Source organism: Thermosynechococcus sp. JY1331 (assembly GCF_031583475.1).
Taxonomy (GTDB): Bacteria; Cyanobacteriota; Cyanobacteriia; order Thermosynechococcales; family Thermosynechococcaceae; genus Thermosynechococcus.
This window is the reverse complement of record NZ_CP134180.1, coordinates 2,649,977-2,671,264: the sequence shown is the minus strand read 5'-3', so window position 1 is coordinate 2,671,264 and position 21,288 is coordinate 2,649,977. Positions and strand designations below refer to the sequence as shown.

Genomic DNA, 21,288 nt, shown 5'->3' with positions numbered 1-21,288 from the left:
CTATAAACATCTATTAAGCGTCTTGGCTAGAAAATTAGCCACATTGAGGAGAATTGCCCATGGGAGTCCACATCAAGCAGGCAGTGGAAGTCGCAACCTATATCATCTCACAACGCCTACAGGGCAAAAAGCGCTTTCCCCTCACCTTGATGCTTGAGCCTCTCTTTCGCTGTAATCTCGCCTGTTCGGGCTGCGGTAAAATTCAGCATCCCCTTGAAGTCCTGCGCAAATATCTCACCCCAGAGGAATGCTTCCGCGCCGTTGAAGAATGTGGTGCACCGATTGTTGCCATTCCCGGTGGGGAACCCCTGCTGCACCCGCAAATTGATGAAATTGTCAGTGGCTTGGTGGCACGGCGGAAGTTTGTTTATCTGTGCACCAACGGTATTCTCCTAGAGGAAAATCTCCATAAATTCAAGCCCTCCCCCTACTTTAGCTTCAGCGTTCACCTCGATGGTCTGCGGGAGTGGCACGACAAATGCGTGGATCGCAAAGGGGTCTTTGATATTGCGGTGAAAGCGATTAAAGCGGCTAAAGCCAAGGGCTTCCGTGTCACCACCAATACGACAATTTTTGAAGGGGTGGATCCTAAGGAAATGCAGGAGTTCTTTGACTTTGTCAGTTCCCTAGGGGTGGATGGCATGATGATCTCGCCGGGCTATGCCTATGAGTGGGCACCGGATCAGGAGCACTTCCTCAAACGGGAGCAAACCCGTGCCCTCTTCCGCCAAATTCTCGCCCCTTACCGCGCGGGTCAGAAGAAATGGAACTTTAACCACAATCCCCTCTTCCTTGATTTCCTGGTGGGTGAAAAGGACTATGAGTGTACCCCTTGGGGAATGCCCAGCTATAGCGTCTTGGGTTGGCAAAAACCCTGCTATCTCCTCAATGAGGGGCATTACAAAACTTGGAAGGAACTGATTGAAAATACCGATTGGGAGAAGTATGGCCACAAAAGTGGCAATCCCAAGTGCCGTGACTGCATGGTGCACTGTGGTTATGAGGCCACCGCTGCCATGGATGCCTTTAACCCAGCCAATATGGTCAAGGCGGCGGGTAGTCTCTTTTAACGCGGGCGCATCAGTTGCCAACGTTGCTCTGCGGTTTCCACTGCGGTTTTCGGGGTTGATTTGCCAAGGAGAACGCTTTCGATCGCTCGTCCAAGGGTTTGGGAAAAGCGGGTATAACCACGGAAGTTGGGACGTGCCTGAGCAGCGGCCATCTGATCTAGAAAAACACGAAGCGCAGGTTGCTGTGCCACAAAGGCCTGATAGCGATCGTTGGTACGCACCCGTTCATTCACGGGCAAATACCCTGTGCCCAAAGCCCACTCCGTCTGAAATTCTTCACTGAGAACGTAGTCCAAAAAGGCTAGAGCAGCCTCTTCCCGTTGCGGTGTTGAGCGAAAGACAAAGAGATTTTCGCCCCCCAGTGCGGTTGCGGCGGTTTTGAGGGCGGGCATGGGTAGAACGCCAAAATCCACCCCCGACTGTTGGAGTTGCGCCAACGTCCAAGGCCCTGTAATTTGCATCGCCACCTCGCCACGAATCAATTGATCCAGTTCATAACCACGTTCCGGGGCAGAGAGTGTCGCTAAGCCTTCTTGTCGCAGGCGTTGCCAAAACTCAAGAGCCGCGATCGCGGGGGGTGTGTCAATGTGGGCGCTTTCTGGTGTGTCTCCGAGACTGCCACCCGCACTCCAAAAGAAGGGCAACCAAGTAAAGACGGCAAATTCCCCTTGGCCAAGGGCAAGGAGTAGTGGGGTGATGCCCTGTGCCTTTAGGGTTTGGCTGACCTGCTCTAATTCCTGCCATGTGCTGGGCAGTGTTTTCACGCCAGCGGCAGCCAATAAACTGGGACGATAAAAAATTCCAAGGTTGTTGGTGGCAAAGGGAATAGACCAGTAATGGTTGCCGTAGCGCATTGTTGGTATCAGGGCAGGACTAACTTGATCGCGGTAGGGGGAAGTTTGCCACCAGTCATCAAGGGGACGCAGGGCACCCAGATCAACAAACTGCCCCGTGATCGTGGGGTTATACCAGAGCAGATCTGGGGCGGCATTGCCCACCACTGCGGCCAGAATTTTCGGTAACTGCTGGTCGGGTTGGCCAACGTAGAGAGCTTGGACATGAATCTGGGGATGGCGGGCGTTGAAGCGATCCACAAGACGCTGGAGGATCACGCGGTTGGGGGGTGGGTTGACCCCATGCCAGAAAATCAGTTCAATCGGCTTCGCGGATTGGGTTGCCGTTGTACAGCCGATGAGCAGTAGGGCTAAGAAACCCAGTAGGAGTGCGAACCAGCCGCGTCTATTGCAGACGATCAATCGTGCGGTATTGAATGGCTTCGGCCACGTGGGCAGCGGCAATCGTTTCACAGTCGGCCAGATCAGCAATGGTACGGGCTACTTTTAGGATACGGTCTGTGGCGCGTGCCGAGAGTCCCAGTTGGGCGATCGCCCGTTCTAAGAGATTAGTCGAAGTCTCATCCAAACGACACCACTGGCGCAGATGGCGGCTTTGCATTTGGGCGTTGCAGTGGAGAGTGGGTTCTTGAGCAAATCGCTGTTGGGCGCGTTGGCGTGCCGCCAAGACCCGCTGCCGTACCGTGGCTGAATCTTCCCCTAGGGTTTGGCGGGTCATTTCCTCGGGCTTGAGGCGGCTGACACTCACTTGCAGATCAATGCGATCCAGCAGGGGGCCAGAGAGCTTTGCCCAATACTGTTCTCGCTGGCGCGGCGAGCAGGTACAGGGTTGCACTGGATCGCCATAGTAGCCACAGGGGCAGGGATTGGTGCTGGCCACGAGGGTAAATTGCGCCGGGAACACCACCGATTGGCGGGCACGGGCAATGGTGACTTGGCCATCTTCAAGGGGCTGCCGCAAAACTTCCAACACATCCCGCTTGAATTCCGTTAATTCATCAAGAAAGAGCACCCCCCGATGGGCAAGGGAAATTTCCCCCGGTCGCGGATAGCTGCCTCCCCCCACAAGGGCAGGACCGGAGGCAGAATGGTGCGGACTCCGAAAAGGGGGTTCTTGGAGCAATTGGCCGCGTTCTTTGAGCAGTCCAGCCACGGAGTGAATTTTGGTGACTTCAAGGGCTTCCTCAAAGGTCAAGGGCGGCAAGATGGTGGGTAACCGCCGTGCCAACATTGTTTTGCCACTGCCCGGTGGCCCGACAAAGATGAGATTGTGCCCACCCGCAGCCGCAATTTCCAAGGCTCGCCGCGCTTGATACTGCCCCTTCACGTCCTTAAGGTCAAGACCAGAGCGGGCAGAGGGTGGAGCATGCAAACTTAGGGAATTGGCTGCTGGCGATCGCGAGTTGGGGTCATTCAAAAAGGCTGCGACTTCGGCGAGGGTGTGGCAACCATAGACCTTTAGCCCCTGCACCACCGCTGCTTCAGTGACATTGGCCATGGGCACCACAAGACCGGTCATGCCTTGGGCTTGCGCCGCAACGGCGATCGCCAGTACCCCGGCCACGGGTTGCAAGGTGCCATCAAGGGACACTTCGCCGAGAAAGAGATGATCGCCGAGTAAATCCGTTGCAACCTGTCCTGAAGCAGCTAGGATACCAATGCTAATGGGGAGATCAAAGCTAGGGCCTTCTTTGCGTAAATCGGCGGGGGTGAGATTAACGACAATGCGCCGCATTGGGAAGCTAAAACCGGCATTGCGAATCGCCGCCTTAACGCGCTCCCGTGCCTCTTGCACACCCGCATCGGGCAGACCGACCACCACAATCCCCGGCAAGCCGCTAGAAACATCTACTTCGACGCCGACGGGAATCGCGTCAATTCCTAGAACGGCAGCACTCCAAACCCGTGCCAGCATAGCCTCAAAATCAGAAAGAGCACCGACGACTGGCCGTGTTTCGTCTCGGTGCCCTTAACTGGTTCGCTCCTCACACACTTAATGACCTTAGCAGATGTATCGCTAATTTGTCACCATTGCATAGGATTTTTCATGAAGTTTATTTGCAAAACCCCAATTTCTGTGTCCAGTCTTAGCGCAAAGTGCCTAAGGTATGCCGCCAAGCCAACTCTTTGTTGATAATTTCGAGCGATCGCTGCTCGGTACCACTGAAGAGGGGCGTAATGGTTTCGAGAATTTGCGCCAACAGCGGTGCTGCATAGTTCCCCGTTGAGCGTAACAAATGGGCATAGTAGCGAAACTGGGCTTGACCTTGGGCACTGCGATGAAAGGCCAACACCTCAGCAGTGGTCAATTGCCACACGGGCGTATTCACAGGCACCACAAGGGTGGGCATCCCCTGCTGGCCATAGAGGCGATCCTCAGCCGTCACCAAATGACCAATGAGGGCAATCCACAGCAGTGTACGGGTTTCACTGACTAAATCGGGACTGAGAAAGGTGTCGGCATTGGTGGTGAGGCGCGGGCTGATCTGATGGAACTGGGGATTCAACAGTTGAGAGTTGTAAATGACCCCGACTGCCCAGTGGCGCTGCTCATCCTCGAGCTTGACAAAGCGACCAAAGCCATAGTCTTCTGGGGCGGGGGGGTGGGGCACATCCAAGCGATCCACCAGTTGCGCCACATAATCGCAGTGGGAGTTGGACTTGACGATGTGTCCGAGGTAAATGGCCTGCTCACTCATGGCTTGCCGCTAGGACCTGCTGTTGAATCTCAATGAGTTCTTGAATCCCTTGGCTGGCGACATCGAGAAGGCGATCGAGGGTTGGCCGATCAAAGGAACCGATCTCTGCTGTACCTTGAACCTCAATGAACTGACCATTGGCCGTCATCACGACATTGAAATCGACACTGGCTGCCACATCCTCAGCGTAGCTCAAATCCAAATAGGGGTCGCCATCAATCAGCCCCACAGAGACTGCCGCCACCTGATGACATAGGGGAGATTCGCTAAGTACCCCTTCCTGAAGTAAGGTACTCAGGGCATCCACAAGGGCAATGTAGCCCCCTGTAATCGCCAGCGATCGCGTGCCGGCATCGGCTTGGAGCACATCCGCATCCACAATGAGCGTGCGCTCCCCCAGTAAGGATAAGTCCAAAGCAGAGCGTAAGCTACGACCAATCAGGCGTTGAATTTCTTGGGTGCGCCCAGAGAGTTTGAGAAATTCTCGCTCTTGCCGTGGCCGCGTTGCACTGGGTAGCATGCGGTACTCCGCTGTCAGCCAGCCTTGGCCTGTGCCTTCTAAAAACTTGGGTACGCCTTCCTTGAGACTAACAGTGCACAACACTTGAGTTTGCCCCGCTTGGGCGAGCACCGAACCTAAGGCAAATTGGGTGAAATGCCGCTGAAACTGGTGCGATCGCAATTCCTGTGGTTGACGGCCATCGGGTCGCTGCCACCCCATGCTTGACTCCCTCTCAATTACCTTCCCTATTAGAGCTTATTTTCTGGAGCCAGCGCGAGACCTTGCCATTGGGCGATCGCCCGAGGATTGGAGATAATGTAGTTATTGCTACACGCTATACTCTTTTGCCAATGCTAAATAAAGATTAGCCCGTTGCCATAAAGAAGGAGTTTGACATTGAAAAAGGTAGAAGCCATTATTCGTCCCTTCAAACTGGATGAAGTCAAGATCGCCCTTGTCAATGCGGGCATTGTCGGCATGACCGTCTCCGAAGTACGCGGCTTTGGGCGGCAAAAGGGGCAAACCGAGCGCTACCGCGGCTCCGAATACACAGTAGAATTTTTACAAAAGTTAAAAATTGAGATTGTCGTTGAAGACAGTCAAGTGGACATGGTCGTGGCGAAAATTATTGAGGCTGCCCGCACGGGGGAAATTGGTGACGGCAAAATTTTTGTGACGCCCGTTGAGCAGGTCATTCGCATCCGCACCAGCGAAAAAGATCACGAGGCGGTCTAGGAGCGGATGCCGAAGATCTCTGGCCACACCCAGCTTCTGGGGGTGATTGGCGACCCGATTGCCCACACCCTCTCACCGGCAATGCACAATGCCGCGTTGGAGCATTTGGGTCTGGACTATGTCTATGTGCCCTTTTGGGTGAAGCCACAGCAGTTGGGGGTGGCGATCGCTGGCCTCGATGCCCTGAATGTCGTTGGCTTTAATGTCACCCTTCCCCACAAAGAAACCATCCTTCCCTATTTGGCGGATGTCAGCGACCTCGCACAGCAGGTGGGGGCAGTCAACACCGTCTATCGCAGTGAAAAGGGATGGGTGGGTACCAATACCGATGTGCATGGCTTCTTGGCACCACTGCGGCAACAGTCCTACCCGTGGTCGGAGATTGCTGTTTTAGTCTTGGGCTATGGGGGTGCCGCGCGAGCCGTGGTCACTGCCTGTTATGACTTGGGCTGTCGGCAGATCTATATCAGTGGTCGCCAAGGGGAACGGCTAGAGGCCTTTGTTGCCAGTTGGCCACAGATCACGCTCCATCCCCTTTTATGGTCAGAGCGGGTCAGTTGTTTGGAGAAAGTCAGCCTTGTGGTCAATACCACCCCCATTGGCATGAGTCCCCATACTGGCACCACCCCCCTCACAGCCGAGGACTTGGCACGATTGCCCACCACCGCCATTGTCTATGACCTCATCTACAAACCTCGCCCCACCCTTCTTTTGCAATTAGCGATGGCACGGGGACTGCAAACCTTCGACGGCCTTGCCATGCTTCTCCATCAGGGAGCCGCAGCCTTGGAGTACTGGATTGGCCAACCCGCCCCCACTGCCATCATGGCCACTGCCCTTGAAAGTGCCCTAGGGATGGAGAAATAACATGACACCTTGGCTGTCAGAACTAAGGTGGTTATCGGCGGTTTTGCTGGTGTCACTCTTCATGGCCCTAGGCATTAAATTTATTGCCCCCCTCTATCCCTTGCCGCCAAATTTGGGGCTAATTACTTTACTGCTCCTTTTACCGGCAGCTTTGATGGGGATTGTTTTACTGAGTCTCAACCAAAACGATAACCAAAACCGCGCACCGTAAGAATGTATTGGGGATGACTGGGATCGGTTTCAATTTTCTCCCGCAGCCAGCGGATGTGGACATCAACCGTTTTGCTATCGCCAATAAAGTCATGCCCCCACACTTGATCGAGTAACTGCTCCCGTGGCCAAACGCGGCGAGGGTGACGCATAAACAGTTCAAGCAGTTTATATTCTTTGGGGGAGAGATTGATCTCCTTGCCCCGCAGGGTTACGCGGCATTCTTGGGAATAGAGGCAGAGATCGCGAAAGCGCAGCACCGTTGGCACTGTAGCCTGTTGAATTTGCGTCCGCCGCAATAGGGCACGACAGCGCGCCAGCATCTCCCGCATGCCAAAGGGCTTGGCCAAGTAGTCATCGGCACCAATTTCAAGGCCAACCACTCGATCAATTTCACTGCCTTTGGCACTGATCATGAGAATGGGAACTGTACAGCCTTCACGGCGAATTAAGCGGCATAGGTCTAATCCATTGATGCCCGGCAGCATGACATCTAGGATGATCAAATGCACCTCTGCCTTTTCAGGATTAGTATCCGTCAAGAGATAGGTATTAATGAGATTGAGAGCCTCATAACCATCACTGGCCACAAGGGTATGGTAGCCTTCCTCCTGCAAAGCAAGGACAAGGGTTTCCCGAATCAGGTCTTCATCTTCAACCACTAAGATGTTGGCAAGGGCAGGTGGTGTGGCAAAAGGAGCCTTGGCGGGTTCGGCGGCTGTATCAATAGAAAGCATAAAAAACCTGCGTAGTGCCCGGTTGGCTTCATTCTATCACTGCGGTTCCTTGCCCCTATTGGTTCTTGAAGTTCATCGGGCCTGTGTATTGACTCAGCCGACTGAGTTCACTGAGCGATCGCGTGCCGGAGTAAAGCTGATCGTTGATTTCCCATGTGGGATAGCCCTGAATTCCCTTGGCACGGCAGCGTTCCACTTGGGGATTGGCACCATTGGGGTCACATTCAACATAGTTGAGTTCCCGTACTGCCTGCTTACCAAAGAGTTCCTTTTGATCGTGGCAGTGGCTACACCAATAGGCACCATACATAACCGCTCCCACTTGGGTGAGATGCCGAGCAAGGGCCATTTCCGCCGCACCTGAGGTATTGACGATGGGGATGCCAGGACCCTCAGGGTTGGCCATGCGGGCATTATAGATGCCAAAGACGGCCACCAGCGTAATCACAGCAGTAATCACGCCATTGAAAAAGAGTTGGCCGCGATCGCTCCATTCACGACCAATAATCGTCAAGATTAAAAATGTAAAGCTAAAGACGGCTGAGGCAATGCAATAGGGACAAGTGGCCTTAATCTCTGTAACCAAGATATACATGAGGTAACTGCTGAAGCTGGCCATGGCCGTTGCCCCCAGAAAGAGCAAAAGCCAAGTGGTGTTTTCAGCATTGCGGCGGAGTTCTTTTTGCTGCGGCTGGTTCAACAACAGGGGCAGGGCCGCCAACGACAGCATCCCCGTGTAGGCGACAAAGCCAATGAGGGAGAGGGGAATACCAAACACGGTTGCCCAAGGACTATTGAGGACAATGTCACAGCCATCGGTGGGACAAGTGACCTCTTGATTGGTCAGCTTGGCGATCGTCAGGTAGGCGGTCACCACCATGCCAGCGAGGGCAACCCCGCCAATCAACCACCGTGACCAACGATGAATCCAAGGGGTGGAGCGTCGTCGAACCATAGGTGAGCCTCCGCATTGAATCATTTTTCATCATACCGATTGGCAGACAGCACCGCTTGGGCATTGCGGCGCCATTGGGCGGGTTTAATTCGCCGTAGGGCAGAACCACGGGTGAGTTCATCCCATGCTGCATCGCTGAGGGTGGCGAGTTCCTCTAGAGAAGTCTTCAAGAGGGGCGATCGCGGGGCAAAGTCGGCCACATCCGTGGGTTGAGCAAAGCGTTGATTCCAAGGACACACTTCTTGGCAAATGTCACAGCCGGCAACCCAGCCTTCTAAATGAGCAGCAATGGCGGGGGGAATTTCCGGGGCACGGCTTTCGATCGTGTGGTAGGCAATGCAGCGGTTGGCATCCACCACATAGGGTTCAACAATGGCGCCGGTGGGACAGGCGGCCAAGCAACGGGTACAGGTGCCGCAGTGATTGGTGTGAGGGCGATCGCCCGTCAACTCCAACGTGGTGATTAACTCTCCCAAGAAAATCCACGAGCCATACTGCCGCGAAATCACATTACTGTGCTTGCCAATCCAGCCAATTCCCGCCTGCTCCGCCCACACTTTGTCCTGTACCGGGCCTGTATCCACATACCAACGGTAGTCTACCTCAGGTACCTGCGACTGCAGCCATTGGCCTAGGGCTTGCAAGCGTTTTCCGAGAACCCGGTGGTAATCCCGTCCCCACCCATAGCGGGCAATTTTCACCTTAGGGGGTGGCTCTGGATCAGGCTGATAGTAATTGAGGGCAACGGAAATCACTGATTGCGCTCCCGGCAGGACGGCTTGAATCTCCTGTCGCCGCGGGTTGGCCATCCACGCCATCTCCCCTTGGAAGCCTTGGGCTAACCAGCGTTGTAGGGCAGCCACCCCAGAAGGATGGTCATTATTATAGGTGCGCAAATCCACAATCCCCACCCGATGGAACCCCAACTGATGGGCAAATTGCTTAATCGCAGCAGCAGTAATCATAGAGAAATAATATCTCGCTCCTGTGAAAAGGGCTGTAGGATGAGGTTGCACCGTTTGCTGAGGGAGTAGGAAAGAGGGATGTCAGAGATGCCGCTGGTTGCCATTGTCATGGGCAGTGATTCCGATTTGCCGACCCTGCAGGGGGCGATCGCCATCTGTGAACGCTTTGGCATTCCCCATGAAGTGGCGATTCTCTCGGCTCACCGCACGCCTCTTGCCATGGTCGAGTTTGCCCAAAATGCCCATCAGCGGGGTCTGAAAGTCATTATTGCGGGTGCCGGTGGCGCTGCCCACTTGCCCGGCATGATTGCTGCCTTAACTCCCCTACCCGTGATTGGCGTACCCGTACCGAGCCGACACTTACAGGGGCTGGACTCCCTCTACTCCATTGTGCAGATGCCGGCTGGGATTCCCGTGGCGACGGTTGCCATTGGCAATGCCCAAAATGCAGGCCTATTGGCCGTCCAACTATTGGCCAGTCATGATCCAAAGCTGCTGGAGCAAGTGATGGCCTATCGTCAAGAGTTGGCCGCGACGGTGACCGCCAAGAATCAAAAACTGCAAACCCTAGGGGCTAGCGCTTATCTGCAACAGCAGTAATCTCTGATTCAGGTTCTAGGGACGAACCCGAGAGTCTTGCCTTTTGCAGCTCATGCCGAAAGAGGGGGAGAATACGGCGACATTGATCCACAAAACTCACTAACCATGTTTCCAACTGCTGCTGTTGAGTTGGGTTCACAAGAGTCTTCCCAGTCCCTAACGACCCGTGGTAGGTGATGTAGCCATCATCGGTAACAACAAAATCAGCAAACCAACTACTAGAAGGGCGGCAGGCTCGCCAATAATTCGCGACGATGACTTTGCCAAGGTATTTTTGGGCTAATTCACTGACGCGGTTCAAGTGATCGAGGGCTTGAGCCACCGTTAAAGACGGCTGCTCTTTGACAGGGATGACTGGCTCCCTAGGCGCAGCTTGAGGACTCTCAGAGGGGCAGTCCAGACCTAAAATCCGCCATAGTTTTTCCTCAAGGCTTTTGAATTGCATCTGTCGGTGAGACCCCTCATTCCCCTCGTTGCTGAGGGAGCGGTGGAGGCGCACAATCATCTCTACAGCTGCTAATTCTGAGGGGGCAAGGGATTCTAGGCGATTTAGAATATCGTTCTCGCGATTGCCCACAGGGCACGCTTCGCGATCGCCCACTGCTTTCTCTAAACTTTGACCGGCGAGGGCAAAAATATCGCTTCCTTGATTGAGTAAACGCAGAATGTAGTGCCGTGTCATTGGTGTGAGTGAGACCCCCACGATACGCTTCCCCCTTGCTGATTAAAATCCTTAATTTTTATGTTAAAGGAGATCAAAATTGAACAATCCCTAGCTGTAAAACTTGAGAGGGCTTAGGAACGTCTTTACGATCAGGATTCGCGCGATAGGCATGAAATTGAACTAAAATGTACGTACTTGAATTCACTGTGCTGCTCTCCCGATCGCCTGCTGCTATGAACGCTTTTGCACCTAGCTTGCCGACTGATATTGAATTACCCGATTGGTTAGCGACGTGCCTGCGAAATCCAAAGCCTGAGAATGGGGATGATTTGGTCTGTCGAGCGTTTCAATTTGCCTACGACCTACACCAAGGACAGCGGCGGGCGTCTGGGGAACCCTACATTGCCCATCCTGTGGCAGTGGCGAGTATTCTGCGGGATTTAGGCGGTGGGCCTGCTCTTTTGGCGGCGGGGTTTCTCCACGATGTGATTGAGGATACCGCTGTTACGGCAGAGGAGCTAGAAGCCAATTTTGGTGCCGAGGTGCGGCGACTGGTGGAGGGGGTCACCAAGCTCTCGAAGTTTAACTTCTCCAGTAAGACGGAGCGGCAAGCGGAAAGTTTCCGGCGCATGTTTTTGGCGATGGCACAGGATATTCGAGTCATCGTTGTCAAGCTGGCCGATCGCCTGCACAATATGCGCACCCTAGAGTATCTACCGGAAGATCGCCGCCGTGCCATTGCCCAAGAAACCCGTGATGTCTTTGCCCCCTTGGCCAATCGCTTGGGGATTTGGCGGATCAAGTGGGAGCTAGAGGATTTAGCCTTTAAGTATTTAGAGCCAGAAGCCTACCGCCGCATTCAGGAACTGGTGGCGGAAAAACGCGCTAATCGCGAGGCACAACTGCAGCAGGCGATTCAAATTCTCTATGACCGCTTATCGGGAATGGGCTTTGGGTACTTAGAAATTAGTGGCCGTCCCAAACACCTCTATAGCATCTATCAAAAAATGATGCGGCAGCAAAAAGAATTCCATGAAATCTATGATGTGGCGGGCATTCGCATTCTGGTGGCCACAAAAGATGAGTGCTATCGTGCCCTTGCCGTCGTCCATGACTGTTTCCTTTCCGTGCCAGGGCGGTTCAAGGACTACATCAGCTTGCCCAAACCCAACCAGTATCAATCGCTGCACACGGTGGTTATTGGTCTTGGGGGGCGCCCCTTGGAGGTGCAAATTCGCACATTGGCGATGCACCATGTCTCTGAGTATGGGATTGCTGCTCACTGGAAGTATAAAGAAACAGGCCATTCCTTGCCGCAACAGTGGAGTGCTCGCGATCAAAAATTCACTTGGCTACGGCAACTGCTGGATTGGCAAAATGACCTCAAGGATGCCCAAGAATATCTCGATAGCATTCGCGATGATCTCTTTGATAAGGAGGTCTACGTCTTTACGCCCCAAGGGGATGTCCTTGCCCTGCAACAGGGGGCGACGCCCCTCGACTTTGCCTACCATATTCACACCGATGTCGGGAATCACTGTGCTGGGGCACGGGTGAATGGTCGGATGGTGCCCTTGGATACACCACTGCGCAATGGCGACATAGTTGAGATCATCACCCAGAAAACTGCCCACCCCAGTTTGGACTGGTTGAACTTTGTTAAAACCACAACGGCACGCAATCGTATTCGGCAGTGGTACAAGCGATCGCGCCGCGATGAAAACCTGCAGCGGGGACGGGAATTACTGGAGAAGGAACTGGGCAAAGCGGGTCTAGAAGCCCTTCTGAAGTCACCGCAGATGCAACAGGTGGCAGAGCGCAGCAACTACCAAAGTGTCGATGATTTAGTGGCCGCCTTGGGCTATGGCGAAATTACGCTGAATCTGGTGGTGAATCGGCTGCGGGCAATTACCTTAGCGCGTCCAGAGACAACCCCACCGGAACTGCCTTCAGAATCTGCCCCTGTTAACCGTGTACCCGCCGCCACGAAACCCAGTGATTCCCCGATTCTTGGGGTGGAGGGTTTGGTTTATCACATTGCTGGCTGCTGTTGTCCTGTGCCCGATGAACCGATTATTGGCGTGGTGACGTTGGGGAGTCGGGGTATTTCAATTCATCGTCAGGGCTGTAGCAACCTAGAGTCGGTGTCGAGCGATCGCCTGATTCCCGTGAGTTGGAACACAAAAGTCAATCAACGCCGTCCCCAAACCTACCCTGTGGATGTGCAAATTGAGGTGATTGATCGCGTTGGTATTCTTAAGGATATTTTGACCCGTTTAACTGATAATCAAATTAATGTGCGACGAGCCAATGTCCACACAGATCCGGGACGCACGGCGATTATTGATTTGTGTATTGATATTGTGAATGCAAGGCAGTTGGATCATCTCTTGGCGCAAATTAGAAAAATCACTGATGTCCTCAACATTCGTCGCCGTCAGCAAACGGAAGTGAGTTCTCCCTAGGTCGGATCGTCCGCTCCCAGACCCCCAAGGACGATTAAGGAAACGCATTTGTGACATCACTCCTTCTGGAACCCCTACAACAGTACCCAGCGGAAGCCCTTTCCCCAACATTGGTTGCCCTGCAAGAGGCGCAAAAAATCTTGCCACCGCCTCATCCTGTCTGGCTGACTTCCACCAATGTCTGGCAACAGTTACGCTCTGGCGTCATTCCCCTGTGGCACGCGGCCTGCGATCGCTGGCAAGAGGTGCCCCCCAATGCGGCGGATTTCAAGGCACTGGCACTGAGGATGACCCATGAATTAACCCCTTTGGATGTGGGGGAGTTAGAAACAATTTTTGCTGCTTGTCATCACTTTTGGCAACAACAGGGGGGAGAACGTCATCTTGTTCTCACCACCTATCTTTGGCAGGACGCGGTGGACTTACCTTGGGGGCTAGGCCGTGGAACCGTGTTACATCATCCCAGTTTACCCCTGTGTCATCAGGCGATCGAAGCGGCCTTTGCTGCCCTTGTCCAAGCCAAGAATCTCTATACCTATTGGCAGCAGGGATGGGATTTTTGTCACCTCAAAGTGGCGATTTTGCTTTACCCCTTGAGTACCATTGTGGCCTCAGGCTGGTGGACAGGGAGTGATCCAAGGTTGCCGGCGATCGCCAGCGGTGTGACGCTCCCCCATCACGGCATTCCTTTGCCCCCAAGGGGAATTGAGCTGACGCCCGCAGAGGAACAATACTTGCAGCAGGCCTGTCGTGGGTCGGCGTCCCATCTCTGGGTTTGGCATCGCAGTCAGACACAGGTTTGGTGGGGACAGTGTTTAGCAGAACCTCTGCCGCTGGCGCCCTTGCCGCAGACCGTGGAGCGCACCCTCATAGCTGAAGGGCTACCCGCTGCGCCGGGGCAGGCGATCGCCCCTGCCATTGTGGTTACAGACCCCTGTGCTCCTGCGGCTGTTGCTGGGCAGATCTTGGTGAGCAAAAATATTCCGCCCCACTGGTTGCCCCTCGTGAGTGCTGCGGTTGGTGTGATTTGTGAGCAGGGGGGCTTAACCAGTCATGGTGCCATTCTGGCGCGGGAATTGGGACGGCCAGCGGTGGTCGGTGTGGTAAATGCGACTCAGCAGATTAGTTCAGGAATGACGCTGTTTCTAGATGGTCATCGGGGGTCTATCTATCAACTGTCCCCAGAGCCATTGCCCGTGGTGGCGACCCCCTCGCCGCAAACGCCCTCACTCCCGACGGTCAAGCGGTTGCCGTTGCCGGTCATGGTAAATGTCAGTCAAGTCAGTGCCCTGCGGTTATTGCGATCGCTCCCCTGTGATGGCATTGGTCTATTGCGCTCAGAGTTGATGTTGTTGGCCTTTTTGGATCATCGCCATCCCTGTCATTGGTTGGAGCAGGGGGACGCTGAGCAGTTGCGCGATCGCTGGGTACAGCACCTCTGTGAATTTATGCGGGCGATCGCCCCCCGTCCCCTCTTTTATCGCACATTGGATTTACGGCCAGCCGACTATCGCCAACTCTTGGGGGGACATCAGTTTGAACCCGCAACGGATTGGGGACTGCGGGGAGTGAGTCGCTATCCCCATTGTCCAGAGCTGTTTCATTTGGAACTGTCAGCGCTGGCGATCGCCCACCGCTTAGAAGCCTGCCCGCTGCGTATTATCCTTCCCTTTGTCCGCAGTGTCAGTGAGGTGGTCTATTGTCAAAAGGCTCTTGCCCAGCATGGTCTGACAGCCAAGGCGGGTGTGGAACTGTGGGTAATGGCCGAAGTGCCTGCCGTTCTATTTTTACTGTCTGATCTGGCCAACCTTGGCGTTGCTGGCATTACGATTGGCACCAATGATCTGACGCAACTGCTCTTGGGCATTGATCGTGAAATGGCTCTACCAGAGTTAAATGAGGATCATCCTGCCGTTAGGGGGGCGATCGCCCAATTGATTCAACAGGCCAAAGCCCATCACCTAGGATGCCATCTGTGTGGCGAAGCCCCCACTCGCTATCCCCATTGGCTGCCGTGGTTAATTGATTTGGGGATTGACGGCATTTCTGTGAGTCCTGAGGTTGTCACCCAAGTGTTGGATCAGTTTTAATCGTGAATAAACTGGTGCTTCTTGATGCAAAATCATGCTTATCTACTGCACCCGCCCCCAGTGTTCCCATCCCCACAATGACCTGCCCGAACTAGAGGGGGATGTCCCGGCGGATACCATTAGCCAAAAGTACTGCGCCAACTGCGGCATGCCCTTAATTTTGCGGGGGCGCTATGTTGCCCAACAGCTGTTGGGACAGGGGGGCTTTGGTATTACTTACCTAGGGCGAGATTTAGATACGCCCGCAAAACGCCAATGTGTGATTAAACAGCTCCAAGTTGAAACCTCAAATCCAGACCTCTTGCAAAAAGCAGAAAATTTATTCAAGCGAGAAGCACGACTCCTAGAAACGTTGGGGGAACATCCCCAAATTCCTAGCCTATTTGCCTTCTTTCAGGAGCGGGTGAGCAGCAGCACAGGCGAAGCAGAACAACACTATTTTTATCTGGTTCAAGAATTTATTGATGGCGATACGCTTGAGTGTGAACTTGCCTATCGCGGTTATTTGAGTGAAGAGGAAGTTCGTGAAGTCTTAAAGGATCTCCTACCTGTTTTGCAGTACATCCACGATCAAGGGGCCATTCATCGAGACATTAAGCCAGCAAACATCATTCGCCAATCGGCAAAGAACAGTAAATTTCCGGGGCAGCGTCGCCTTTACCTCATTGACTTTGGTGCAGTCAAGGAGATTTCCCGTGTTACCGAAGTTGCGAAGGGGCATACAAAAATTTATACAGCGCATTATGCCGCACCAGAACAAGTTAGAGGTGAGCAGGTTTTTCCGAGTTCCGATCTGTACGCCCTAGCAGTGACCTGTATTGTCTTACTCACGGGCAAGGATCCCAAGGAATTGTTTGATAACTACCATCACACTTGGAATTGGCAAAAGTATGTCCAAATCACACCAACGTTTCGCGATGTTTTGGCAAAGATGCTGGCTGTTGCACCCAGCGATCGCTATCAATCCGCCAAGGAAGTCGAAGCTGCCCTAGCGGATGCAGAGACAGAAACAAAAAAAACGTTAGAGATGCAGGCGCTAGAAACACCACTGATTACTAAACTGGTTACTGAGGAGTCTCCACCACCTCGCTTAGCGCCGTCGGTCAACTGGCTGCTTGAGAAGTACAACCGTGGTTTGCAGAGTGATTGGTTAGAGCTGCAAAACTATGGAACACCGGTGCGTCCTTCAGGTTCTCAAAGCGAGGGTGCCATTTTTACTGAGTGTCCTGCTCATCCCAGTTATTTAGTGATCACAGATGTCAATCAACAGTCTTGGCTTGTTCCCTTGCATAGGCGAGACTTCGATGCTTACTTATTTCGGCGAACGTTGCCCCAGCACCCCAGTGAAAAGTCAGGGCAATTGCTGAGGCCAGCACGGGTTGAACGGCAGGATCAACATTGGCGGATGATTGAGGCAGGCAGTATTGTCCATGAACCGGTTGTCACACCCCCACCCCTCTCTACCACGCCTACAGGACAACCCTTCTCTGGGACTCAATCAGTACCCACAGCTCAGTCATCATTCGCACCGTGGTTCATCCTCGGCTCACTTGTGATTGCCTTTGGGAGTATGTTTGCAGCGATGGCTGTAATTTTGCTGTCGAACCGCCTAGAACCCCGCCCTCCCTCGCTAGCCAATTCCCCTACTGAAGTCGCAGAAACTCCTGACCAATCGCCCCCTATTGAATCTCCGTTGCCAACCCCAGAAACTGTTTCTACGCCCCCACCCACTGCAAGTGCTAGCGAACGCGTCCTGCTTGACCCGGAGCTGCTCCCTGATCCCAGCCTTTTTGTTGAAAATTACTATGCTCTGATTAACGCCGGCAATTACGAGGCAGCGTGGCATCAATTGACCAGCTCTTTCCAAAATGATGCCTCAGCACACCCCAACGGCTATGGTTCATACATCGATTGGTGGACTAAAGTGCAGTACGTTGATGTTTATAGTACTGAAGTTGTCGGTTTAACTTCAGGTAGAGCCGTTGTTGATGCAAATCTTCACTACGTAATGAACTCTGGTCAAGATTTTTATCAAACGTTACGCTTTACTTTAGTCAATGTTGGTGGCGAATGGCTAATTCAAGGAACCCAAGCTCTCTAGCGTGCTAGCATGGGAGTCACTGGCTGATGCAGGATGGCACGGAGTTCAACTTGGCACTGCAGAGCAATCCCAAACTCAATCGTACGCAACAACCGACAGTGGAGGCACTGGCTCAAATTCTTGCCGATTACCGCGCTAGGGGCATTTCTAGTTTGACGTTATCGCAGGCTTTTCGTTAGAAGCCATAGTGTTCAATCGCTTCGAGAATCCCTTGGGCATAGTGACCTTGGGCAAAGTAAATATGGGGGCGATCGCGCAACTTTTCCAATTCCGGACTGTGATTGCCCACAACAACAGCAAGGGTATTCCCCGTCAGCATTTGCTCATCATTGCCAGAGTCCCCAGCCACCAACAGTTTTTGCAGCGGATAGCCCCACTTGAGGGCAAGATAGCGCAGGGCATCGCCTTTAGAGGCACGCAGGGGCAAAATATCCAAGAACTGATTGTGGGAGAAAATTGGCCGACAATGGAGTTTCTGCTGCCGTAGCAAACGTAACACCGGGGTAATGCTGGGGAGAACCGTGGTATCCACGTTGTAGCTAATTTTGTGGGAGCGTTGATTTTCTGGGGGTTGCAGCGTCAGGCCTGCCACATCGGCGAGGGTGTCTCTCACCCGTTGGGGTTCCCAGCGATAGCTAATGTGCTGCTGCCAACTGGTGTCGGGAACCAAGTGAGGGCCATAGTGAATTTCACTGCCCACGGACGTAATTAAAACATCGGGAATCGGCACGCCCCATTCATGGAGGATCTCTAGGGTGATTTCGAGATGACGCCCCGTTGCCACCCCAAAGCCCATTTCAGGACGGCGTTGCAGAAGCGTTAAGAGTCGCTCAAGGGCAGGGCGATCGCCAATCAAGGTATTGTCAATATCACTAATCAACAGGCGTTCGAGGGTGAGCAGGCGGTTCCGTGTCAGCGTCGTTGGCAGTTTATTACTCTGGTACTGAGCCGGTTGGCGTTGCACACTCAACACGGGCAAGACTGATTTTTCCGCCAGTTGAGCAAGGGCGTGCAGATACATCTCCACATGACTGCGCCAAGAGTAGTGGGCTTGTACCCCCTTCAGGCCATTGTCTGCCCAAGTCTGCCACTGGCTATCACTTTGAAAGGCTTGATGCAAGGCACTGCGAATGGCTTCTAGATCAAGGGCATCAAAGAGCAACCCATTGCGACAGTGGCGGATAATCTCCTGCGGCCCGCCATCCGCTGTCGCCAAAATCGGTAATCCACAGGCAGCCGCTTCAATGAGCGTCAGGCCAAAGGGTTCAGTGAGGGCAGGGTTGATAAAGACGCCCCGTTGCTGCGCGGCTAAACGGTAAAGATCGGGGACTTCATCACTGGTGTGGGTTTTCGGATAGGCAACTTTGCCATAGAGGTCATAGCGATCGACCAGCAAAAAGAGTTCGGTCAACACCTGGCGAGGGCTGGCCTCCATCTTGCTAATATCGGTGCGATTGCCGAGTACTAAGACCAGATTCGCTCGCTCCTGTAAAAAGGGATCAGTGCCATAGACATTGAGCAACGCAGCCACGTTCTTGCGCGGTACTGGCCGGGAGAGGCAAAAGATAAAGGGCTTTTCCGGTTCCACTAAAAAGCGACGCAATTCCTTGCGAAAGGGTAAATCGGCAGGGACAGGCCCTGGATAGAAACGGCGGGTATCTACCCCCGGCGGAATGACGGCCATCCGCGACGGGTCGTATTGATCGTAGAGGCGATACTGCTCTTCGACCTCCTGATGGGTACTGGCAATAATGAGTGCGGCACTGGCAAGGGTTTGCTCCTCGGCTTCAATGCGAGTCGTAAAGTGAAACTGCTCCTCAATGGCATCGGGCTTACTACCCTGGGCAAGGAGTCGCTGTCGCTTGACCCGGCCGAGGGAATGCCCAGTGTGCACAAGGGGAACCCCCAACCAACCGGCAACACGGCAGCCCACATAACCGGCATCGGCATAGTGACTGTGGATCACATCGGGCATGCGGCCACTTTGGCGAAGATGGCGCAACAGTTCATCGGCAAATACGTCTAAATAAGGCCAAAGCACTTCCTTGCGCAAATAGCGGCGAGGACCACAGGCTAGGCGGACAATGCGGGCGCGATCGCCAATTCGCTCAATGGGCTGGGCATAGTCGGGGCTGACCTTGGCATCGGGAATCAGACGAGTGACCAAATCCACCTGCGCCACCCGGGGATGGGCTGCAAGGGTTTTTGCCAGTTCGACCACATAGCGCGTTTGTCCTCCCGTATCGGCATCGCGTCCTAGCTCTAGGCGATCGCCCCGAATCAAACCATGAATACTGATGAGGACAATGTATAATCCATCTTGCATAGCCGCTCCCTTACTTGGTGCACGACAACCCAATTGGGGGTCATCCTCACCCTACCGAAAAACATGAGCATTGTCCAAAAACCCATGGCGGCAATCCCCCCAGCAATTCATCTCAAAGAGGTCTCCTTTGGCTGGTCGCCAGAGGTTTTAGTGCTGGATCGGGTGTCCCTAGACATCCCGCGGGGGCAACTATGGATGCTCCTCGGCCGCAATGGCAGTGGTAAGTCAACACTGGTGCGTATTTTGGGAGGTCTCTTGCAGCCCCAAAGCGGTGAAGTCTATGTGGAGCAACCCCTTGGCTTTGTCTTCCAGAACCCCGATCACCAACTGGTGATGCCCAGTGTCGGTGCGGATATTGCCTTTAGTCTCAATGGTGAATCCCTCAACTATTGGCAGGTGCGCGAGCGCGTCAGTGCCGCCCTACAAGCTGTGAATTTACAGGGGCTAGAACGCCGTCCCATCTATGCCCTCAGTGGCGGCCAAAAGCAGCGGGTAGCCATTGCCGGGGCGATCGCTCGCCATTGTCGGGTGCTATTGCTCGATGAACCCACGGCACTCCTTGACCCCGATAGCCAGCGGGAACTCCTAGGCTACGTGCGCCAACTGGTCAACAGCCAAGGGATCACCGCACTGTGGGTCACCCACCGTCTCGATGAACTGGCGCAAGCGGACGGTGCCATTGTTCTGGATCGTGGCAAAGTGATTGGCCAAGGGGCACCCAGCGACATGATGCCTCTGCTGCACGCTTGAAAAGCCAACCATTCCTGCACCGAAAGGGATCTCTCAAACCGCTGGCACTCCTCTTGGGCTGCTATGATCAAGGACTAGAGATATAGAATGCTTGCATACGAATTCACCTGTAGGATTGAATTATTGCATTAGGAGCGATCGCCATGACTGAAACGCCTCAAACCCCACCCCCCGAAGAACCCACGGCCAAAGCTAGCCGTCCCGCCCGTCGCAGCAACCCGCCCGCCAAAGAAAATAGCGGTCAAATGGTTTCCCTTGCCGAAAAAACGGCTCTTGCCCCCGCAGGCACAACCACAGCCAGCGACATCGTGGTATGGCAAACCTTTAATAGTGCCGGCTTGCGTCCCATTGAAGCCAGTCCCGTGCAAGTGGTGCACATGATCAAAGATGCCGGCGAGCGTCCGGTGCTCAGCAGTGGCCTGCAAATCTACGACAGCATCAACTCCGCCGGTATTCGCCCCATCGTGGCCACCAATTTCCGCGTGGTTGAAACCCTGAACATCATGGGGGTGCGCCCCGTGGCAGCGGATGACTTTGAAATTGTCGAAACAGTGAATTGGATGGGCATTCGTCCGATTACCACCAGTGGCCTGCACATTGCTGAAACCTATTATTCCGCTGGGGAACGGCCTGTGGCTTCTAATATCATTGATGATTCACCCGTCCTCATGGGCTATCTGGACTAGGGGCATAGTGTT

20 protein-coding genes are annotated in these 21,288 nt (G+C 53.8%); 11 read left to right on the top strand and 9 right to left on the bottom strand.

Annotation, left to right across the window (positions count from 1 at the left end):
* Window positions 1–59 precede the first annotated feature (59 nt).
* The gene (hpnH, locus tag RHJ31_RS13075; RefSeq protein ID WP_302676894.1) at window positions 60–1,070 is read left to right on the top strand and encodes an adenosyl-hopene transferase HpnH; all 1,011 of its coding nucleotides are present in this window, start codon (window positions 60–62) and stop codon (window positions 1,068–1,070) included.
* Here hpnH and RHJ31_RS13070 read toward each other — a convergent pair.
* From RHJ31_RS13070 to rph, 4 genes are all read right to left on the bottom strand, one after another.
* Window positions 1,067–2,326 (bottom strand): ABC transporter substrate-binding protein, encoded by a 1,260-nt coding sequence (locus RHJ31_RS13070; RefSeq protein WP_302676893.1) that lies wholly within the window; start codon window positions 2,324–2,326, stop codon window positions 1,067–1,069. The genes hpnH and RHJ31_RS13070 overlap by 4 nt on opposite strands.
* Window positions 2,310–3,839, bottom strand: a complete 1,530-nt coding sequence (locus RHJ31_RS13065; RefSeq protein ID WP_302676892.1) for a YifB family Mg chelatase-like AAA ATPase — start codon at window positions 3,837–3,839, stop codon at window positions 2,310–2,312. The genes RHJ31_RS13070 and RHJ31_RS13065 overlap by 17 nt, the downstream gene beginning before the upstream one ends.
* Window positions 3,840–4,011: 172 nt before the next feature.
* Window positions 4,012–4,623, bottom strand: coding sequence for a hypothetical protein (locus RHJ31_RS13060; RefSeq protein WP_302676891.1), 612 nt, complete (start codon window positions 4,621–4,623; stop codon window positions 4,012–4,014).
* The gene (rph, locus tag RHJ31_RS13055) at window positions 4,616–5,344 is read right to left on the bottom strand and encodes a ribonuclease PH (protein WP_206200519.1); all 729 of its coding nucleotides are present in this window, start codon (window positions 5,342–5,344) and stop codon (window positions 4,616–4,618) included. Before rph ends, RHJ31_RS13060 begins: the two co-directional genes overlap by 8 nt.
* A 177-nt stretch (window positions 5,345–5,521) precedes the next feature.
* Between rph and RHJ31_RS13050 the strand changes: the two genes are divergently transcribed.
* Genes RHJ31_RS13050 through RHJ31_RS13040 form a run of 3 tightly spaced genes read left to right on the top strand, consistent with a single transcriptional unit; the run spans window position 5,522 to window position 6,938 of the window.
* Window positions 5,522–5,860, top strand: a complete 339-nt coding sequence (locus tag RHJ31_RS13050) for a P-II family nitrogen regulator (RefSeq protein ID WP_206200518.1) — start codon at window positions 5,522–5,524, stop codon at window positions 5,858–5,860.
* 6 nt (window positions 5,861–5,866) lie between these two features.
* Window positions 5,867–6,727: a shikimate dehydrogenase gene (locus RHJ31_RS13045; RefSeq protein ID WP_206200517.1), complete on the top strand. Its 861-nt coding sequence runs from the start codon at window positions 5,867–5,869 to the stop codon at window positions 6,725–6,727.
* Between the two features lies 1 nt (window position 6,728).
* On the top strand, window positions 6,729–6,938 hold the full coding sequence (locus tag RHJ31_RS13040; protein ID WP_206200516.1) for a hypothetical protein: 210 nt from the start codon (window positions 6,729–6,731) through the stop codon (window positions 6,936–6,938).
* Here RHJ31_RS13040 and RHJ31_RS13035 read toward each other — a convergent pair.
* From RHJ31_RS13035 to queG, 3 genes are read right to left on the bottom strand one after another with little or no spacing between them, the layout of a single operon-like run.
* A complete protein-coding gene (locus RHJ31_RS13035) occupies window positions 6,904–7,674 on the bottom strand; it encodes a winged helix-turn-helix domain-containing protein (protein ID WP_206200515.1) in 771 nt (256 codons plus the stop codon). The two genes, RHJ31_RS13040 and RHJ31_RS13035, sit on opposite strands and share 35 nt — an antisense overlap.
* 55 nt (window positions 7,675–7,729) lie before the next feature.
* Window positions 7,730–8,629, bottom strand: a complete 900-nt coding sequence (locus RHJ31_RS13030; protein ID WP_225901597.1) for a vitamin K epoxide reductase family protein — start codon at window positions 8,627–8,629, stop codon at window positions 7,730–7,732.
* A gap of 20 nt (window positions 8,630–8,649) precedes the next feature.
* Window positions 8,650–9,594: a tRNA epoxyqueuosine(34) reductase QueG gene (queG, locus tag RHJ31_RS13025; RefSeq protein WP_302676890.1), complete on the bottom strand. Its 945-nt coding sequence runs from the start codon at window positions 9,592–9,594 to the stop codon at window positions 8,650–8,652.
* Window positions 9,595–9,672: 78 nt separating this feature from the next.
* Here queG and purE point away from each other — a divergent pair, with 78 nt between their 5' ends.
* A complete protein-coding gene (purE, locus tag RHJ31_RS13020) occupies window positions 9,673–10,194 on the top strand; it encodes a 5-(carboxyamino)imidazole ribonucleotide mutase (RefSeq protein ID WP_206200512.1) in 522 nt (173 codons plus the stop codon).
* Here purE and RHJ31_RS13015 read toward each other — a convergent pair.
* Window positions 10,169–10,876, bottom strand: a complete 708-nt coding sequence (locus RHJ31_RS13015; protein WP_302676889.1) for a hypothetical protein — start codon at window positions 10,874–10,876, stop codon at window positions 10,169–10,171. The two genes, purE and RHJ31_RS13015, sit on opposite strands and share 26 nt — an antisense overlap.
* A gap of 215 nt (window positions 10,877–11,091) precedes the next feature.
* Between RHJ31_RS13015 and RHJ31_RS13010 the strand changes: the two genes are divergently transcribed.
* Genes RHJ31_RS13010 through RHJ31_RS12995 form a run of 4 tightly spaced genes read left to right on the top strand, consistent with a single transcriptional unit; the run spans window position 11,092 to window position 17,693 of the window.
* Window positions 11,092–13,323, top strand: a complete 2,232-nt coding sequence (locus tag RHJ31_RS13010; RefSeq protein ID WP_302676888.1) for a bifunctional (p)ppGpp synthetase/guanosine-3',5'-bis(diphosphate) 3'-pyrophosphohydrolase — start codon at window positions 11,092–11,094, stop codon at window positions 13,321–13,323.
* A gap of 50 nt (window positions 13,324–13,373) precedes the next feature.
* Window positions 13,374–15,413: a putative PEP-binding protein gene (locus RHJ31_RS13005; protein WP_302676887.1), complete on the top strand. Its 2,040-nt coding sequence runs from the start codon at window positions 13,374–13,376 to the stop codon at window positions 15,411–15,413.
* Between the two features lie 34 nt (window positions 15,414–15,447).
* Window positions 15,448–17,514, top strand: a complete 2,067-nt coding sequence (locus RHJ31_RS13000) for a serine/threonine-protein kinase (RefSeq protein WP_302676886.1) — start codon at window positions 15,448–15,450, stop codon at window positions 17,512–17,514.
* 26 nt (window positions 17,515–17,540) lie between these two features.
* Window positions 17,541–17,693: a hypothetical protein gene (locus RHJ31_RS12995; protein ID WP_302676885.1), complete on the top strand. Its 153-nt coding sequence runs from the start codon at window positions 17,541–17,543 to the stop codon at window positions 17,691–17,693.
* On the opposite strand, the gene RHJ31_RS12990 is transcribed toward RHJ31_RS12995, so the two are convergent.
* Window positions 17,690–19,840, bottom strand: coding sequence for an HAD-IIB family hydrolase (locus RHJ31_RS12990; RefSeq protein WP_302676884.1), 2,151 nt, complete (start codon window positions 19,838–19,840; stop codon window positions 17,690–17,692). The genes RHJ31_RS12995 and RHJ31_RS12990 overlap by 4 nt on opposite strands.
* Window positions 19,841–19,903: 63 nt before the next feature.
* Here RHJ31_RS12990 and RHJ31_RS12985 point away from each other — a divergent pair, with 63 nt between their 5' ends.
* Both RHJ31_RS12985 and RHJ31_RS12980 read left to right on the top strand, forming a co-directional pair.
* Entirely contained in the window at window positions 19,904–20,590 is a 687-nt protein-coding gene (locus tag RHJ31_RS12985) for an energy-coupling factor ABC transporter ATP-binding protein (RefSeq protein ID WP_149821508.1), read from the top strand.
* Between the two features lie 143 nt (window positions 20,591–20,733).
* Window positions 20,734–21,276 (top strand): hypothetical protein, encoded by a 543-nt coding sequence (locus RHJ31_RS12980; protein WP_225901596.1) that lies wholly within the window; start codon window positions 20,734–20,736, stop codon window positions 21,274–21,276.
* Window positions 21,277–21,288 lie beyond the last annotated feature (12 nt).

What these genes read in the sequence shown, in the direction of transcription:
- queG (WP_302676890.1), bottom strand. Translation starts at nt 9,594, where the DNA reads ATGATTACTGCTGCTGCGATTAAGCAATTTGCCCATCAGTTGGGGTTC.
- RHJ31_RS13000 (WP_302676886.1), top strand. Translation starts at nt 15,448, where the DNA reads ATGCTTATCTACTGCACCCGCCCCCAGTGTTCCCATCCCCACAATGAC.
- RHJ31_RS13065 (WP_302676892.1), bottom strand. Translation starts at nt 3,839, where the DNA reads ATGCTGGCACGGGTTTGGAGTGCTGCCGTTCTAGGAATTGACGCGATT.
- RHJ31_RS12980 (WP_225901596.1), top strand. Translation starts at nt 20,734, where the DNA reads ATGACTGAAACGCCTCAAACCCCACCCCCCGAAGAACCCACGGCCAAA.
- hpnH (WP_302676894.1), top strand. Translation starts at nt 60, where the DNA reads ATGGGAGTCCACATCAAGCAGGCAGTGGAAGTCGCAACCTATATCATC.
- rph (WP_206200519.1), bottom strand. Translation starts at nt 5,344, where the DNA reads ATGGGGTGGCAGCGACCCGATGGCCGTCAACCACAGGAATTGCGATCG.
- RHJ31_RS12995 (WP_302676885.1), top strand. Translation starts at nt 17,541, where the DNA reads ATGCAGGATGGCACGGAGTTCAACTTGGCACTGCAGAGCAATCCCAAA.
- RHJ31_RS12985 (WP_149821508.1), top strand. Translation starts at nt 19,904, where the DNA reads ATGAGCATTGTCCAAAAACCCATGGCGGCAATCCCCCCAGCAATTCAT.
- RHJ31_RS13040 (WP_206200516.1), top strand. Translation starts at nt 6,729, where the DNA reads ATGACACCTTGGCTGTCAGAACTAAGGTGGTTATCGGCGGTTTTGCTG.
- RHJ31_RS12990 (WP_302676884.1), bottom strand. Translation starts at nt 19,840, where the DNA reads ATGCAAGATGGATTATACATTGTCCTCATCAGTATTCATGGTTTGATT.
- RHJ31_RS13060 (WP_302676891.1), bottom strand. Translation starts at nt 4,623, where the DNA reads ATGAGTGAGCAGGCCATTTACCTCGGACACATCGTCAAGTCCAACTCC.
- purE (WP_206200512.1), top strand. Translation starts at nt 9,673, where the DNA reads ATGTCAGAGATGCCGCTGGTTGCCATTGTCATGGGCAGTGATTCCGAT.
- RHJ31_RS13010 (WP_302676888.1), top strand. Translation starts at nt 11,092, where the DNA reads ATGAACGCTTTTGCACCTAGCTTGCCGACTGATATTGAATTACCCGAT.
- RHJ31_RS13045 (WP_206200517.1), top strand. Translation starts at nt 5,867, where the DNA reads ATGCCGAAGATCTCTGGCCACACCCAGCTTCTGGGGGTGATTGGCGAC.
- RHJ31_RS13035 (WP_206200515.1), bottom strand. Translation starts at nt 7,674, where the DNA reads ATGCTTTCTATTGATACAGCCGCCGAACCCGCCAAGGCTCCTTTTGCC.
- RHJ31_RS13015 (WP_302676889.1), bottom strand. Translation starts at nt 10,876, where the DNA reads ATGACACGGCACTACATTCTGCGTTTACTCAATCAAGGAAGCGATATT.
- RHJ31_RS13030 (WP_225901597.1), bottom strand. Translation starts at nt 8,629, where the DNA reads ATGGTTCGACGACGCTCCACCCCTTGGATTCATCGTTGGTCACGGTGG.